Origin of the sequence: Plantactinospora sp. WMMB782 (assembly GCF_049179135.1) — a bacterium.
In the GTDB taxonomy this organism is placed as follows: domain Bacteria; phylum Actinomycetota; class Actinomycetes; order Mycobacteriales; family Micromonosporaceae; genus Plantactinospora.
This window is the reverse complement of record NZ_JBMHMC010000007.1, coordinates 5,115,192-5,131,330: the sequence shown is the minus strand read 5'-3', so window position 1 is coordinate 5,131,330 and position 16,139 is coordinate 5,115,192. Positions and strand designations below refer to the sequence as shown.

The 16,139-nt window shown below is 72.1% G+C and carries 15 protein-coding genes; 13 read left to right on the top strand and 2 right to left on the bottom strand.

Features of this window, described 5'->3' with window-relative positions:
- Positions 1 to 2 precede the first annotated feature (2 nt).
- The 5 genes from ACN28A_RS25280 (at position 3) to ACN28A_RS25260 (ending at position 4,951) form a co-directional block, all read left to right on the top strand.
- Positions 3 to 1,517, top strand: coding sequence for a class I adenylate-forming enzyme family protein (locus ACN28A_RS25280; protein ID WP_421398755.1), 1,515 nt, complete (start codon positions 3 to 5; stop codon positions 1,515 to 1,517).
- A complete protein-coding gene (locus ACN28A_RS25275) occupies positions 1,484 to 2,626 on the top strand; it encodes an acyl-CoA dehydrogenase family protein (RefSeq protein ID WP_421398753.1) in 1,143 nt (380 codons plus the stop codon). The genes ACN28A_RS25280 and ACN28A_RS25275 overlap by 34 nt, the downstream gene beginning before the upstream one ends.
- A 136-nt stretch (positions 2,627 to 2,762) precedes the next feature.
- Positions 2,763 to 4,082 (top strand): acyl-CoA dehydrogenase family protein, encoded by a 1,320-nt coding sequence (locus ACN28A_RS25270; protein ID WP_421398750.1) that lies wholly within the window; start codon positions 2,763 to 2,765, stop codon positions 4,080 to 4,082.
- Positions 4,083 to 4,094: 12 nt separating this feature from the next.
- Positions 4,095 to 4,535, top strand: a complete 441-nt coding sequence (locus ACN28A_RS25265) for an FAS1-like dehydratase domain-containing protein (protein ID WP_421398748.1) — start codon at positions 4,095 to 4,097, stop codon at positions 4,533 to 4,535.
- Positions 4,532 to 4,951: a MaoC family dehydratase gene (locus ACN28A_RS25260; protein ID WP_421398746.1), complete on the top strand. Its 420-nt coding sequence runs from the start codon at positions 4,532 to 4,534 to the stop codon at positions 4,949 to 4,951. Before ACN28A_RS25265 ends, ACN28A_RS25260 begins: the two co-directional genes overlap by 4 nt.
- 103 nt (positions 4,952 to 5,054) lie before the next feature.
- Here ACN28A_RS25260 and ACN28A_RS25255 read toward each other — a convergent pair whose 3' ends face one another.
- Positions 5,055 to 6,542, bottom strand: coding sequence for an MFS transporter (locus ACN28A_RS25255; RefSeq protein WP_421398743.1), 1,488 nt, complete (start codon positions 6,540 to 6,542; stop codon positions 5,055 to 5,057).
- A complete protein-coding gene (locus ACN28A_RS25250) occupies positions 6,539 to 7,381 on the bottom strand; it encodes an IclR family transcriptional regulator (protein ID WP_421398740.1) in 843 nt (280 codons plus the stop codon). Before ACN28A_RS25250 ends, ACN28A_RS25255 begins: the two co-directional genes overlap by 4 nt.
- A 57-nt stretch (positions 7,382 to 7,438) precedes the next feature.
- On the opposite strand from ACN28A_RS25250, the gene ACN28A_RS25245 reads away from it, so the two are divergent.
- From ACN28A_RS25245 to ACN28A_RS25210, 8 genes are all read left to right on the top strand, one after another.
- Positions 7,439 to 8,773: an FAD-dependent oxidoreductase gene (locus ACN28A_RS25245; RefSeq protein ID WP_421398738.1), complete on the top strand. Its 1,335-nt coding sequence runs from the start codon at positions 7,439 to 7,441 to the stop codon at positions 8,771 to 8,773.
- Between the two features lie 61 nt (positions 8,774 to 8,834).
- The gene (locus ACN28A_RS25240; protein ID WP_421398736.1) at positions 8,835 to 9,962 is read left to right on the top strand and encodes a cupin domain-containing protein; all 1,128 of its coding nucleotides are present in this window, start codon (positions 8,835 to 8,837) and stop codon (positions 9,960 to 9,962) included.
- Between the two features lie 22 nt (positions 9,963 to 9,984).
- Positions 9,985 to 10,851, top strand: coding sequence for a fumarylacetoacetate hydrolase family protein (locus ACN28A_RS25235; protein WP_421398734.1), 867 nt, complete (start codon positions 9,985 to 9,987; stop codon positions 10,849 to 10,851).
- A gap of 210 nt (positions 10,852 to 11,061) precedes the next feature.
- Complete coding sequence (locus ACN28A_RS25230; RefSeq protein ID WP_421398732.1) at positions 11,062 to 12,018, top strand: ABC transporter substrate-binding protein; 957 nt, start codon at positions 11,062 to 11,064, stop codon at positions 12,016 to 12,018.
- A 46-nt stretch (positions 12,019 to 12,064) separates the two neighbouring features.
- Positions 12,065 to 13,567 (top strand): aldehyde dehydrogenase family protein, encoded by a 1,503-nt coding sequence (locus tag ACN28A_RS25225; protein ID WP_421398731.1) that lies wholly within the window; start codon positions 12,065 to 12,067, stop codon positions 13,565 to 13,567.
- A gap of 5 nt (positions 13,568 to 13,572) precedes the next feature.
- On the top strand, positions 13,573 to 14,373 hold the full coding sequence (locus tag ACN28A_RS25220) for an ABC transporter permease (RefSeq protein ID WP_421398729.1): 801 nt from the start codon (positions 13,573 to 13,575) through the stop codon (positions 14,371 to 14,373).
- A 1-nt stretch (position 14,374) separates the two neighbouring features.
- Positions 14,375 to 15,325 (top strand): ABC transporter permease, encoded by a 951-nt coding sequence (locus ACN28A_RS25215; RefSeq protein ID WP_421398727.1) that lies wholly within the window; start codon positions 14,375 to 14,377, stop codon positions 15,323 to 15,325.
- Positions 15,326 to 15,329: 4 nt separating this feature from the next.
- Positions 15,330 to 16,139: an ABC transporter ATP-binding protein gene (locus ACN28A_RS25210; protein ID WP_421398725.1), complete on the top strand. Its 810-nt coding sequence runs from the start codon at positions 15,330 to 15,332 to the stop codon at positions 16,137 to 16,139.

Below are 16,139 nucleotides of genomic sequence, written 5' to 3'. Positions count from 1 at the left end.
GCATGTCCGGCACGCCGTTCACCTGGACCGTCGCCCGGCAGTTCGGCTGGGTGGCGAGCCGGCACCCCGACTCGACAGCCCTGGTCGACGACGCTGGCGTTCAGTCGTACCGGACGCTGGCCCGCCGGGTCGAGGCGCTCGCCGGCCACCTCGGCACGGCGGTCGGCGGCGGCCGGGTCGGCATCTACGTGTCGAACCGGCGGGAGTGGGCGGAGACGTTCCTCGCCGGGCAGCTCGCCGGGGTCGGCGTGGTGCCGGTGAACGAGCGGTACCAGAGCCAGGAACTGCGGCACATCGTCGAGGACGCGGAGATCGAGCTGCTGGTGTCGGACCTCGCCGGGCATCGCGGCGACGTGCTGGCCGGCCTACGCGGCGACGTCGGGATCCTCGCGGTCGGCCCGGACTACGAGCGGGCGCTGACCCGGTCGCCGGGCCCGGCGGCACGCCGGGACAACCCGGAGTCGTCGGTGCTCTACACCTCCGGCACCACCGCACTGCCCAAGGGCGTGTGGCTGAGCCAGGCCAACCAGGCGCTGGGCACCTGGCTCGGCCCGTCGGTGCTGCTCGGCCTGACCGCCGCCGACACAGTCCTGATCACCACCCCACTGGCGCACCGGGTCGGCCAGGTCCGGCTGCTCGGCGGAATCCTCACCGGCTGCCGCACGGTGTTGTGCGCCGACGCCCGCCCCGGCACGTTCGTGGACGCGGTGGAACGGCACCGGGCCACGGTCACCGGCATGGTGCCGACCATCGCCCGGGACATCGCCGTCTCCGGCCGGGCCGGTGACCGGCTCGCCTCGCTGCGGGTGTTCAGCGTCACCGGCGAGGCGATGACCGCAGACCTGCGCGAGACGGTGGCCCGGATGCTGCCGGACACCGAACTGTGGACGTTCTTCGCGTCGACCGAGACCGGGCTGGCCACGGCGTTGCCGCCGACCGAGTTCACCCGCCGGCCCGACTCGTCGGGCCGGTCACTGCCCGGCGTCGAGGTCGCGGTGCTCTCCCCGACCGGCACCGCCGTACCGGTCGGCGAGGGCGAGATCCTGGTGCGTTCCGGGCCACCCGGCAGCTTCGCCGTCTCCGGCGGATACGTCGGGCAGGCCGCCGGCGGCGCCTTCGTCGACCAGGCCGGGTGGTTCCACACCGGCGACACCGGCCGGCTCGACGAGGACGGCTGGCTGGCGGTGACCGGCCGGAGCAAGGACATGATCCTCTCCGGCGGGTTCAACATCGCCGCCCAGGAGGTGGAGGGCATCCTGCGCCAGCACCCCGCGGTGCGGGACGCCGCCGTGACCGGCGAACCGGACGAGCGGTTCGGCGAGCGGGTCGTCGCCTGGATCGTCACCGACCCGGCGTACGGGCGCGAGGTCAGCGGCGACGAACTGCGGGACTTCACCGCGAGCCGGGTCGCGTCGTTCAAGAAGCCGCGCGTCGTCCGCTTCGTGCCCGAACTGCCGCGCACCGCCACCGGCAAGGTGGCCAAGTGGCAACTGCCCGGCAGCGGGACCGCGCCGTGACCGGGCACGAGGAGTTCCGCCGGCAGGTCCGGGCCTGGCTGGCCGGCAACGTGCCGGCCGACGGTCTGCCGGACCCCGACACCGACGCCGGGTTCCGGGCACATCGGGACTGGGAACGGCGGCTGTACGACGCCGGCTACAGCGGGATCAGTTGGCCGGTCGAGTACGGCGGGCGCGGCGGCGACGTCCTGCACGAGGCGATCTTCGCCGAGGAGTACGAACGCGCCGCCGGCCCGGTGCGGATCACCCGGCCGGTGCAGCGGTTCCTCGGCCCCACCCTGATCCACTACGGCTCGGCCGAACAGCACCACAGCTGGCTGCCCGCGATGCTGCGCGCCGACGACATCTGGTGCCAGGGCTTCTCCGAGCCGGACGCCGGCAGTGACCTGGCCGGGGTGCGTACCCGGGCACGGTGCGACGGTACCCGGTACGTCGTCGACGGCCAGAAGACCTGGACGACGTACGGGCGGTTCGCGGACTGGATGTTCACGCTGGTCCGTACCGGTGAGCCGGGCGGCCGGCACCGTGGCCTGAGCTGTCTGGTGATCGACCTGCACAGCCCGGGGGTGCGGGTGCGCCCGGTGCGGCAACTGCACGGGCAGACCGGCTTCGCCGAGGTCTTCTTCGACTCGGTGGCGGTGCCGGCGGGCAACCTGGTCGGGCCACGGGACGAGGGCTGGCGGGTGGCGTTGACGCTGCTGTCGTTCGAACGGGGCCCGGACGCCGGTGCCCCGGAACGCACCCGGCGGCGACTCGACGCGCTCGCCGGCGACGTCCGGGAGGCGGGTGCCGCGCCCGGCGTGGTCCGCGAGCTCGGCGACGGGTACGCCCGGCTGGCGGCCCTGCGGGCGTACGTCCACCGGCGGGTCGGCACACGCCTGCACGGCGAGCCGGTCGGCGCGGAGTCGAGCCTGGTGAAGCTCTTCTCGGCCCGGCTCGACACCGACATCGTGCAGCTCGGCGTCGACCTGTTCGGCGACGAACGGCTCGCCGAGCGGGCGCCCGAGTTCCTCGACTACTGGCATTCCCGGGCGGGCTCCGTCTACGGCGGTACCACCGAGATCCAACGCAACGTCGTCGCCGACCGGATTCTCGGGCTGCCCCGATGAGGCGATCGTCGGTGGCGGCCCTGTCCGAGCCTGTCCGCGGTCCGGGGGCGATGCCGGGAAGTCGGGGTCCGGTAGGAACGGCGCGGGCGCCGGCCGGCCCGGCGCGACGGGGGTCCGGCTGCTCGGGGTGGGTACCGTGCGGGACCTGACTCTGGTGGCGGCCCGGCTGCTCGTGCCGACCGCCGAACAGCGCCAGCTCGCCGCCGCTGCCGCCACCGCGTTCGCCCGGTCGAACCCCGACGCGACGCGCACGGGCCTGTCCAGCACGGACCCGGCCAGCACGGACCCGGCCAGCACGGACCCGGCGCCTTCCGGCGATGCGGGTACCGGTGAGGGGCCGGACGCCGGTTCCGTCGGTGGATTCGACCGGGCCCGGTGGGCGGAGTTGGCCGGTACGGACCTGCTCGGCGCGGCGGTGCCGGAAGACCGCGGCGGGCTCGGACTTTCCGTGCCCGATCTCGTGGTGCTGACCGAACAGGCCGGCCGGGCGTTGCTGCCCGGCCCGGTCGTCGAGACGATCTGGGTCACCGCGCCCGCCCTCGCGGCGCTCGGCCGGCGGTGGGCACCGGCGCTGGCCGCGATGCTCCGGGCCGACCTGGTCGGTTCGGCGGTCGACGGTACGTTGCGCGGCCCGGACCTCGATGTCGCCTCGTACGTCGTGGTGCCGGGCGGCGGAGCCGACCGACTGTTCGGCGCCGACGGGATCGGTGGGGTCGCCCGGGTGCCCACCCAGGACCGGGCGGAGCGGTCCTTCCGGCTGACCGGCATCGGTGCGACCCACCACCGAGCGGCGCCGGCCGCCACCGGCACTGCGGGACCTGACGGCGACGGCGTCACCGGCACCCCAGGGCTGGACGGCGACGGCACCCCAGGGCTGGACGGCGACGGCGTCACCGGGCTGGACGGCGGCAGCGTCACCGGTCCGGACGGCGGTGCTCTGTCCACGCGCCAGGTGCTGCCGCTGGTGGACGGGCTGGGTGCGCTCGACCGTGGCCGGCTCGGCGCGGCCGCCTACCTGCTCGGCGTGGCGGACGGGCTGCTGGCGCAGGGTGTCGGGTACGCCCGGCTGCGTGAGCAGTTCGGTCAGCCGATCGGCGCGTTCCAGGCGGTCCGGCACCGGCTGGTCGACGCGTACGTCGAGCTGGAGTTCGCCCGTAGCGCGGTATGGAGTGCCGCCTGCGACGTGGCGACTGGCGATCCGGCCGCCCCGGTGGCGATCACCTGCGCGAGTGTGGCCGCGAAGCGGGCCTTCGCCGAGGTCGACCGGCACTGCCTCCAGGTGCACGGCGGCATCGGGTTCACCTGGGAGCACCCGTTGCACGGCTGGCTCAAGCGTGGCGCCACCTTCGCCGGACGGTACGGGCTGCGCCGCGACCTGGAGACCGACCTCGGCGAACTGCTGCTCGCCGAGGTCGCGGGCCGGCCACCCGGGCAACCACCGCGCCCACACATCTGAGAAAGGAACAGCGTGATCAACAAAGCCAGGGCCGGGCACCGCTATCCGAGTTACCGGTACGAGGTGAGCCGCGTCAAGATCGAGGAGTACGCCGCGGCCACCGGTTACCGGTTGCCGGTGGAGCCCGGCGCGACGCCTGTCGCCCCGAACATGTTCGCCGCCTGTTTCACCGTGATGTACGGGGCGCGACTGCTCCGGGAGGACCCCGAGCTGGGCGGGTCGGGGCCGGTCGTGCACGCCGGACAGGACTACGACTTCCACCGTCGGGTCGTCAGCGGTGACGTCGTCGAGTGCGTCCCGCACGTGTTGGAGATCCTCGACCGTGGCCGGCACACCTATCTCACCCTGGCGATCGACTGTGTCGACGCGACCTCGGGTGCACCGGTGGTGACCAGCCGGCAGACGATCGTCTACCTGAACGCGGCTCCCGCCACCGAGGAGGAGACCAGATGACCGCGAGCCCTACGCTTGTCGTCGGCGCCACGATGCCGCGCCACGAGCAGCGGATCGAACAGCTCGACCTGATCCGGTACGCCGGGGCGAGCGGTGACTTCAACCGGCTGCACTGGGACAGCGGGTACGCCGCGACGGCCAGCCCGACGTCCGGGGTGATCGTGCACGGCATGCTGAACATCGCGGTGTTGCTGCGGGTGGTCGGCGACTGGGTGGGTGGCGACGACCGGATCGCCTCGACCTCGGTGAGCATGCGCGCACCGTGCCCGGTCGGCGCGCTCGTCTCGTTCCAGGCCCGGGTGGTGGAGGTCGACGAGCAGGCCGGTCGGGCGGTGCTCGCGGTCGGCGCCGAACTGCCGGACGGTGCCCCGGTCGTCGACGCCAAACGGTCCAGGGTCACCGTCCGGCTCGGCTGAAACCGCGTCACCGACCTGCTCGGCCGAGTCACCGTCCGGCTCGGCCGACCGCGTCACCGTCCGGCTCGGCCGACCGCGTCACCGTCCGGCTCGGCCGACCGCGTCACCGTCCGGCTCGGCCGACCGCCGCTGCGGCGGCCTCGGGGCGGGGTGGGGCGGGATCGGTGCCCCGCCCGCCCCGCCTTGCCGGCATCACCAGGCTGAGTACCGTGGCCAGGGCGCAGACGCCCACGCCGACGGCGAACCCGACCGTGTACCCGGTTTCGGTCGGTAACGCCCGCCCCCGATCGGTGTACGCGTCGAGGATCACCGCGCTCACCGCGCTGCCGACCGAGTAACCGATGCTGCGCAGCACCTGGTTGAAGCTCGTCGCGCTGCCGGTTTCGGTGGCCGGGACGGCGCCGACCAGCAGCCCCAGGACGGCGGCGAAGGTGATGCCGACGCTGACGCCGGCCAGGCCCATCCCGGCGAAAGGCTGCCACAACTGGTCCCGGCGCACCAGCAGCAGGGCGGTCGCGGCGAGGAACACGAGTGTGCCGACGGTGATCGTGCGGATCGCACCGATCCGTCCGCGCAGCGCCGGGGTGAGCCGGTTGCCCAGTACGCTGCCGACCGAGAACGGGGTCAGGACGAGCCCGGCGACCACCACCGACGCGCCGAAGCCGTACCCGGTGGTCGTCGGTGTCTGGACGAACCTGATGACCAGCGACATCAGCAGGTAGATGCCGACCCCGGTGAGCAGGGTGGCGAGGTCGGCGGTCAGTACCGTCCGGTCGCGCAGCAGCCGCAGGTCGACCAGCGGGTACGGGCAGCGCAGTTGGTGCAGCACCCAGAGCGGGAAGACGGCGGCGGCTCCGGCCAACAGCCCGAGCACCGGCGCGGACGACCAGCCCCACCGCTCGCCCTGACCGAGCCCGATCAGCAGCAGAACAAGTGCGCAACTGAGTGTGGCGGTGCCGAGCAGGTCGAACCGGCGGCGCGCGCTGGCCGCGGGGCTGGGGACGACCAGCCAGGCGAGGACGAGCGCGGCGGCACTCATGCCGGCGCCGAACCAGAACCCGGCGTGCAGGCCGAAGTGGTCGGTGATCAGGCCGGTGACCGGGTAGCCGAGGCCCACACCGGTGACGGTGACCACCGACAGTGCGGCGATCGTGGTGCCGGCCCGCGCGACCGGCAGGTGCTCCCGGGCGACGGCGATGACCAGCGGGACCAGCCCGAGACCGACACCCTGCAGCGCCCGCCCGGCGAGGAGTTGGCCGAGCTGCGTGGCGGTGGCGGTGAGCAGGCCGCCGGTGAGGGTGAGCCCGAGGCAGCCGAGGATGACCTGGCGGCGCCGCCGGCCGTCGCCGAGCCGGCCCATCGCCGGGGTGGCGACCGCGCCGGCGAGCAGCGCGACGGTGAGCGACCACTGGGCGGTGCCGACCGGGACGGCGAAGACCTGCGCGACGGTGGGCACCAGCTGCGCGCCGAGGCTGCTGATGATGGCGGTGACCAGCCCGATGGCGACCAGGGCGCCGGGCAGCACGGCGAGGTGCCGCCGGGACAGCGGTCCCCGGCCGCCCCACGGCGCCCGGGGCACGGGGACCCTCACAGCTCGGCGCGCAGCAGCTCGGTGACCGCGGTCTGGGCCTGCTCCAGCGCCGGGGCGATCTGCCGGGCGGCGTCGGCCGTGGGCATCCGACTGGTCGGCACGGCGACGGCCAGCGCGGCCAGTGGCGCCCCGATGAGGTCGCGTACGGCGGTGCCGACGGCGCTGATGCCCTTCTCGCCCTCCTCGATGTTGACGGCGTACCCGGCCGCCCGGATGTCGGCGAGTTCCGTCTCCAGCTGCTCCCAGGTCTGGATCGACGACTGGGTACGGCTCTCCAGGGTGCGGTCGGGATAGCGGCGGAGCAGTTCGGTGCTCGGCAGCGCGGCGAGGATCGCCTTGCCGCCGGCGGTGCAGTGCGCGGGCAGCATCAGCCCGGTCCGGCTGCCGACCCGGACCGACCGGGGACTCTCGACGCAGTCCATGAACCGGACGTTCTGCCCTTCGAGCAGGAGCAGCGAGACGGTCTCCTGGGTCTGCTCGCGCAGTTGTTCGAGGATCGGTCGGGCCACCCGGCGGATGTCGATGCGTCCGATGGCGGCCAGTCCGATTTCGTTCAGCGCGGGACCGGGCCGGTAGACGCCGTTCGGTTTGTCCTGCATGACGAAGCCGCGGGCACGCAGGGCGGAGAGCAGGCGGTGTGCCGTGGACCGGGCGACGGCCAGTTCCTCGGCCGCCTCGGCGACGCGCAGCACCCGACGCTCGCCGATGAGCTGCAACAGGTGCAGTGCGTTGTCGACGGACGACAGTCCGCCATCGCTGGAGGTGCGCGGCGACGGCGGCGCGGTGTCGCCGGGAGGGCGGCCGGGGTTACCCCGTCGGATCGGCAGCGAATTCGACATGACGGAAGAGTTAACCAGACTCTTCTGCTCTGCGGAAGTTGTCTCTAGGGTGGCGACATGAGCGTCTCGCCTGGAGGAACCCGACTCCCCGTCGCCGTCGTGGGCGGTGGCCCGGTCGGAATGACGGCGGCAGTGGCCCTCGCGCAGCAGAACATCCCGGTGGTGCTCGTGGAGGCGGAGCCGGTCCCGAAGACGGACTGGCGCGCGTCGACGTTCCACCCGCCGACCCTGGAACTGCTCCGCGAGCTCGGGGTCGTCGACCAGATGCGCGCCGAGGGGCTGGCCGTGCCCCGCTACCAGTTCCGGGACCGCCGCGCCGGACTGGTCGCCGAGTTCGACTTCGGTCTGCTGCGGGACGAGACGGCGTACCCGTACCGGTTGCAGCTCAACCAGCAGCACCTGGTGCGGATGCTGGCGGCGCGGCTGGCCACGCTGCCCGCCGCGGACCTGCGGTTCGGGTGCCGGGCCGTCGCCGTCGAGCCGGAGCGCGACGGCGCGACCCTGACCGTCGAGACCGCCGGTGGCACCGAACGGCTGCGCTGCGCCTACCTGGTCGGCGCGGACGGGGCCAGCAGCACGGTACGCGGGCTGCTGGACATCCCCTTCGACGGCTTCACCTACCCCGAGCGGTTCCTCATCGTGAGCACCTCGGTGGACTTCCGCGCGTTGCTGCCCGACATCGCCGACGTCAACTACATCGCCGACCCCGAGGAGTGGCTGTTCCTGCTCCGGACCCCCGAGTCCTGGCGTGCGGTCTATCCGGTGCCGGCCGGGCAGAGCCGGGAGCAGGCCACCGACCCGGACGAGATGCAGGCGCACCTACAGGGCATCGCCGCCCACCCGCCGGGCTACCCGATCGAGGACCACCAGCTCTACAACGTGCACCAGCGGGTGGCGTCCACCTTCCGGCGCGGCGACTGCCTGCTGATCGGCGACGCGGCGCACATCAACAGCCCACTCGGCGGGGTCGGGCTCAACAGCGGCATCCACGACGCGATGGACCTGACCCGGCGGCTGGTCCGGATCCTGCGGCACGGCGCCGACCCGGGCCCGGAGCTGGACGCCTTCGCCGAGCTGCGCCGCCGGGTCGCCGTCGAGTACGTGCAGGCCGACACCCGGCGCAACACCGAGCGGCTCAACGAGCGCGACGAGGCCAGGCGGCAGGCGCACCACGACGAGCTGCGGTCGACAGCCGCCGACCCGGCCCGGGCGCGTGCCTGGTGCCGGCGGGCGTCCCTGCTGGAGTCCGTGCAGCAGTTCGGCATCGGCGACCCACCGGCCGCACCGGGCCGCCCCCCGGCCACCGACGACCGGCCCGGCGTGGAGATGCCGGCGACCGGGGCGGCACGGCCCAGCGCCGAAGTGCCGGCGACCGGCGCGGTGACGCCGTGAACCGGAGAAACCGTGAGCCGGCCGGAGCTGGGCGCCACCGACGAGCAGAGGAGAGGACACCATGACCGTTGAGCAGTCCGCACCCGTTGCCCCGACACCCGTTGCCCCGACCGTGGAGCCGGAGCTGGCCGCGCTCTACGCCGACCTGGCGGCGGTGCACCTGCACCCGCTGTGGACGATCACCAAGCAGCTGCTGACCCCGACTCCACAACCCCGATCGGTGCCGTGGCTCTGGTCGGCGGGGGTGCTCGCCCCGCTCGCCGACCGGGCGCTGCGGCTCGTACCGGTGGAGCGGGGCGGCGAGCGCCGGGTGCTGAGTTTCGGCAACCCCGGGCTCGGTGGCCTGCCGTACGCGGCGGGCACGCTGTGGGGAGCCGTCCAGTGTCTCGGTCCCGGGGAGACCGCCCCGGCGCACCGGCACTCCCCCGGCGCGATCCGGTTCGTGCTGGAGGGCAGCGGCGTCTGGACCACCGTCGACGGCGACCCGTGTGACATGTCACCCGGAGACCTCGTCCTCACTCCGGGCTGGAACTGGCACGAGCACACCAGCAACGGCAGCTCCCGGATGCTCTGGTTCGACGGGCTCGACCTGCCGATGGTGGAGGCGTTGGACGCCGTCTTCTTCGAGCCCTATCCGCAGGACCGGCAGCCGGACAGCGCCGAGCACAACCTCTCCGAGGCCCGGTACGCCGGAGCGGGACAGCGGCACGTCGAGGGGGCCGTCGGCACCGCGCTCGACCCTCGGCACTCGCCACTGCTGGTCTACCGCTGGACGGACACCGACGCCGAGCTGACCCGGCTCGCCGCGGCCCGGGACACCCCGATGGTCAGCCTGGAGTTCGTCAACCCGAACACCGGCGCGAGCGTGCTTCCGACGCTGAGCTGCGGCATGCACCGGATCGCACCGGGCCGGCGGACCGAGCCGGTACGGCGGACCGGGAACACGATCTTCGTGGTCTACCGGGGCAGTGGCAGCTCGGTCGTCGACGGCGTGCGGTTCGACTGGTCGGCGGGTGACGTCCTCGTCGCCCCGTCCTGGTCCGCCGTCGAGCACCTGGCGGAGGAGACCGCCGACCTGTTCAGCCTCGGCGACGCGCCCGTGCTGCGGGCGCTGAACCTCTACCGCGAGCAGGTGCTCGACGGTCCCCAGGACGTGCAGCGGGTCTTCGAGCCCGAGCGTGTGCCGTGACCCGCACCGGGAGGAAGAGCGGATGAGACTGGCGATATTCGACGACAACCGCCTGGGGGCGGTGGTGGCCGGCGGCGTCGTCGACGTCACCGACGCGCTGCCCTGGGCGTACGACCCGGATCCGTTGACCGCCGGATGGTGGCGGCGGCTGTGCGGCGAATTCGACCGGGTCCGGGACCGGCTGGCGGCTGCCGCCCGGGACGGTGAGCCGGTGCCGCTGGACCGGGTGCGGCTGCGTGCCCCGGTGCTCAACCCGTCCAAGCTGCTCGCGGCGGCGTCGAACTACGCCGACCATGTCGCGGAGATGCACGGGGTGCAGGAGCGCACGCTGGGCCGCGTCGAGCACTGGATGATGGACTTCGACGTGTTCCTCAAGTCGCCGTCCTCGGTGGTCGGCCCGGCCGACGAGATCGTGCTGCCGCCCGCCGTGGTCCAGGCCGGGCACGAGGTGCACCACGAGTCCGAGCTGGTCGTGGTGATCGGGCGCGGCGGTCGGGACATTCCGGAATCCGTGGCCCTGGAGCACGTATTCGGCTACGCGATCGGGCTGGACATCACGGTACGTAGTGACGGCGACCGATCGCGGCGCAAGAGCTACGACACGTTCAGCCCGATCGGCCCGTGGATAACCACCGGTGACGAGGCCGGCGATCCGGCCGATTTCACCATCGAGCTGACCTGCTCCGGTCAGCCCCGCCAGAAGGTCGACACCGCCGCCCTGATCACCCCGGTTCCGGCCATCATCGCGTACGCCTCGTCGGTGATGACCCTGGTCCCGGGCGATGTGATCTTCACCGGCGCACCACCCGGCGTCGGTCCGATCGTGGCCGGTGACGTACTCGACACCTCGATCAGCCGGCTCGGCGAAATGCGTATACGGGTCAAATAGCACAAATTTCCGGACCATTAATTCCGTGTTAAGGAATCGTTGCCCCAAAGAGTTCCACACACTGGACAGTCCCGAGAAGCCCTGCTTACCGTACGTCAACCGGACGACTGGTGATCACGACAGCGGACGGGCCGACCACGGCGGCGCCGGAGGGTCCCCGACTTCCACCACCCACGCCACACCGCATCGTCAACTCCACCGGAGGCTCCCATGCGAAAGATCGTTTCCGTCGTCGTCGCCACGGCGACGACAGTCGTGTTCGCCGCCGGCTGTGGCGGTGGCGACGACAGCGGCGGCGGCCTCACGAACGTCAAGGTCGGCATCGTGCCGTTCTCGCCCAACGCCGTCCTGTTCCACGCGATGGACGGCGGCATCTTCGAAAAGCACGGCCTCAAGGTCACCACCGTCTCCGCCGCCGCGCCCACCCCGATCGTCGCGGCCATGGTCAGCGGCCAGCAGCAGTTCGGCTTCGTCACCACCCCGGTGCTGTTGAACGTCAACGCCGAGGGCACCGCCGTCAAGTGCGTCAGCCCGGTCGACGGCCAGGTCAGCAAGGACCGCGACGCCAGCGGCCTGGTCGCCTCCGCCAACAGCGGCATCACCGATCTCAAGGGGCTCACCGGCAAGAAGGTGGCGGTCGTCCAGCTCTCCAGCATCAACCTGATCGGCGCGAAGAAGCTCGCCGAGGAGGCCGGGGCGACCGGCGTCGAGTGGGTCGCCATCCCGTTCCCACAGATGCCCCAGGCCCTGGCCGACGGCCGGGTGGACGCCGCGGTCATCACCGCCCCGTACCTGGACACGGCCGTGGCGGCCGGGGCGAAGACGCTCGCCTACCCCAGCTCGCAGCTGTGGCCGGAGGGCACCATCTACTGCTACGCCGCCACCGACAGGTACCTCCAGGAGCACCCGGACGTCGCCAGGAAGTTCCACGACGCGATGACCGAGGCGATCCAGTACGGCAAGGACCACGAGTCCGAGATCAAGAAGACCCTGGAGACGTACCTGAAGCTGTCGCCGGAGGAGGCGCAGAAGCAGGTCCTACCCACCAACTACGTACCCGAGATCAACGTGCCGTCCATCGCCGACATCCAGGACGTGATGGCACAGCAGGGCTCGGTCAAGAAGAAGGTCGACCCCGCCGACCTCGTCTGGACCCCACAGAGCTGAACCTGCCGGCGATCCTCACCGACCCGGCGGAAGTGGAGGGCAAGCCATGAGTCAACTGGTCAGCACGGACCGGGCCGGCGTCGTCGTCGCCGGTCGGGCGGTGGCCTCGGAGTTCCAGCCGGTGCACAACCCGGCCCGTACGGACGAGATCGTCGGCGAGGTCGCCGTCGGCACCCCGGAACACGTCGAACAGGCCGTCACGGCGGCGTCGGCAGCCTTCCGCACCTGGTCGGCGACCCCGGCGCCGCGCCGCGCCGCGCTGCTGCTGGCGGCGGCGGACGAACTCGCCGGCCACGTCGACGAGTTGGCCACCCTGCTCACCCGGGAGCAGGGCAAGGTGCGCTGGGAGTCGGTGATCGACGTCGGTGGGGCCAGCAAGATCCTGCGGTACTACACCGGCCTGGCCGACCGGCTCGCCGCCGACGAGCTGTTCCGGCAGGACGAACGCGGCACCGTACACCTCGGCCGTCGGCCGGTCGGCGTCACCGGCATCGTCGTCCCCTGGAACAGCCCGGTCTACCTGGCGTTCCTCGGCCTGGCGCCGGCCCTGCTGGCCGGCAACACGGTGGTCGTCAAGCCCTCCGAGTACGCCCCGCTCGCGCTCGGCCGGGTGCTGGACGTGCTGGGCCGGCACCTGCCGCCCGGTGTGGTGAACACCGTGCCGGGCGGGGCCGAGGCCGGCTCCGCCCTGGTGGCGCACCCCCGGGTCCGCAAGGTGTTCTTCACCGGCAGCACCGCGACCGGGCAACAGGTGATGCGGGGCGCCGCCGGCAACCTGAAGAACCTCAGCCTCGAACTCGGCGGCAACGACCCGGCGATCGTGCTGCCCAGCGCCCGGATCGACGACCGGCTCGTCGACGAACTCGTCCGCGCCGTGTTCACGCTCAGCGGCCAGATCTGCTTCGACGTCAAGCGGATCTACGTGCACCGGTCGCGGTACGCCGACTTCGTCGAGCGGTACGTCGACGCGGTCGACCGCATCGTGGTCGGCGACGGGCTCGACCCGGCCAGCACGATCGGCCCGGTCAACAACCGGCCGCAGTTCGAGCGGATCCAGGGCCTGATCGAGCGGACCCGGGCGTCGGGTGCCACGGTGCGTACCGTCGCCACGAAGCTCGACCCGGCCGGCTGGGACAACGGCCTGTTCCTGCTCCCCTCGGTGGTCACCGACGTCGAACCGGGCGCCGAGATCGTCGGCTGCGAACAGTTCGGCCCGGTCGTGCCGGTGCTGCCGTACGACACCGACGAGCAGGTGGTCGCGCTCGCCAACGACACCGAATTCGGCCTGAGCGCCTCGGTCTGGGGCGAGGACCGGGAGCACGCGCTGGCCGTGGCCCGGCAGCTGGAGTGCGGCAGCGTGTTCCTCAACGTGCACCGGCTGGGCGCCTCAGACATGACGATGCCGTTCGGTGGCTTCAAGGGCAGCGGGATCGGCCGGGGCCACGGGATGTACTCGCTGGACGCGTGCACCGAGTTGCAGGTCATCGCCGACTACGTCGACGTGTCGGGGTTCCCCGGCCCGGCGCCGAGCCGAGGACCGGGGAGGTAACCAGGATGCGGCTACTGGACGCCAGGTGGTTCCGGCTGCTGGCGAAGCTCGCCGTCTTCGCCGTCGCGCTCGGCGCGTGGCAGGTGCTGACCACCACCGGAGTGCTCTCCACCGACTCGTTCCCGACGATGGTCGACACGCTCACCGAACTGGGCCGTCAGCTCGGCGGGTCGGAGTTGTGGCTCGCGGTCGGGCAGACCCTCCGGGGCTGGGCGCTCGGCCTGCTGATCGGCGGTTCGCTGGCGATCGTCACCGGCACGCTGCTCGGCCTGAACGGCTTCGCCTACCGCAGCGTGATCCCGGTGATCGAGTTCCTCAAGACCGTACCGGCGATCGCGATCCTGCCGCTGGCCGTCGTCGTGTTCGGTCCGACGCCGGAGATGAAGGTGTTCATCGTCGCGTTCGGGATCTTCTGGCCGTTGACGATCCAGGCCATCTACGGCGCGCGGGCGGTGGACCCGGTGGTCCGGGACACCGCCACCGCCATGCAGCTGCGCGGCGTACGCCGGTTCACGACGGTGACCCTGCCCAGCGCCGCGCCGTTCCTGGCGACCGGAATCCGGGTCGCCGCGGCGGTGGGCCTGATCCTCGCGGTCATCGCCGAGCTGATCGGTGGCTCCACCGGGTTGGGCCTGAGCATCCTGACCGCCGAGAACGCCGGCCCGAGCCAGCTGCCCGTGATGTACGCGTTCATCCTCGTCACCGGCCTCACCGGTGTCGTCGTCACCGCGCTCTTCACCGCGATCGAACGGCGGTTGCTGCACTGGCACGAGAGCCAGCGCAACGCCGCAGGGAAGGCGGCCTGACATGACGACCAGCCAACGGCCCGACATGACGACCAGCCAGCGACCGGAACTCGTGGCCCCGGCCCGGTCCGGCCCACCGTCGGCCTCCCCGGCCGCCGTCGGCACGCCCGGCCCCGGACCGGCGGCCACCGAGACGGTGGACGGGCGACGCACCGGACGGTCCCCGGGCAGGTCGGCGGCGCGCCGGGTCTGGAACGTCCTGTCCCGGGTGTGGTTCTTCACCGCCGCCCTCGTGCTGTGGTGGGTGCTGTCGGCCGACAGCACCTCGACGTTCTTCCCGCCGTTGCGCGACATCGTGACCCGGCTGTACGAGCTGTGGATCGTCGGTGACACCAGGCGGATGCTCTGGCCCAGCCTGACCCACTTCGTCATCGGGTACGGCACCGCCGGGGTGCTGGGAGTGCTGCTCGGGGCGCTGCTGTGGCGGTTCCGCCGGACCAACGACGCCGTCTCGCCGCTGTTGTACTTCGTCTACGTCATCCCGGCCCCGGCGATCCTGCCGGCGGTCATCGCGGTGATGGGCATCGAGTCCGGGATGAAGATCACCATCATCGTCCTGGCGGCGATCTGGCCCACCCTGCTGAACACCGTCGACGGGATGCGCGGCATCGACCCGATCAAGCTGGACACCGCGAAGGTGCTGCACATGTCGGCGCTGCGTACCGTCCGCTCGGTGGTGCTGCCCGGCGCACTGCCACAGATCATGGCCGGTCTGCGGCACAGCCTGCAGATCTCCGTGATCATGATGGTGGTCAGCGAGCTGGTCGCGTCCACCTCGGGCATCGGCTTCTTCATCCTCGACGCCCAGCAGCGGTTCGCGTTCACCGACATGTGGACCGGCATCGTCGTGCTGGCCCTGATCGGAAGTGCCCTGACGTTCCTGTTCATCGCCGTCGAGCGGGTCGTGCTCGGCTGGTACATCGGCGCCCGCGCCGTCGAAGAGAAGGGGTGAGGAGATGTCGCAACCGGAGGTGACCACGGGCGGTGGCGCCGTCACCGACCAGCCCGTACTGGCGATCCAGGACCTGCGGAAGGTCTACAACCCCGGGCGCCCCGACGAGCGTGAGGCGGTCGCGCGGGTCTCGTTCGAGGTCTGCCGGGGAGACTTCGTCTGCGTGGTGGGACCCAGCGGGGCCGGCAAGACCACCCTGCTGCGCTGCCTCAGCGGCCTGCTGCCGGCCAGTTCCGGCGAGGTGCTGTTCGAGGGTACGCCGCTGCGCCGGGTTCCCGACCGGCTCAGCGTGGTCTTCCAGGACTACAGCCGTTCACTGTTCCCCTGGCTGACGGTGCCGGCCAACGTCGCCGTACCGCTCAAGGTCGCCGGCCACGACCGGCGGCGCCGCCAGCAGCGGGTCGACGAGGTGCTGCACGCGGTCGGGCTCGACGACGTCGGCCGGCGGTACCCGTGGCAGCTCTCCGGCGGCATGCAGCAGCGGGTCGCGATCGCCCGCGCGCTGGTGCAGCGGCCGGACCTGATCCTGATGGACGAACCGTTCGCCTCGGTCGACGCGCAGACCCGCTTCGACCTGGAGGACCTGATCCTGCGGGTACGCAACGAGTACGACATCACTGTCGTCCTGGTCACCCACGACATCGACGAGGCGGTCTATCTCGCCGACCGGGTGGTGGTGCTGTCCAGACCGCCGAGCGTGGTCAAGGAGATCGTCGACATTCCGCTGGACCGGCCGCGCAACCAGCTCAGCACCCGGTCCAGCGAACTCTTCGGCCAACTGCGCCGGCACCTGCTCGAACTGGTGACCGGATGA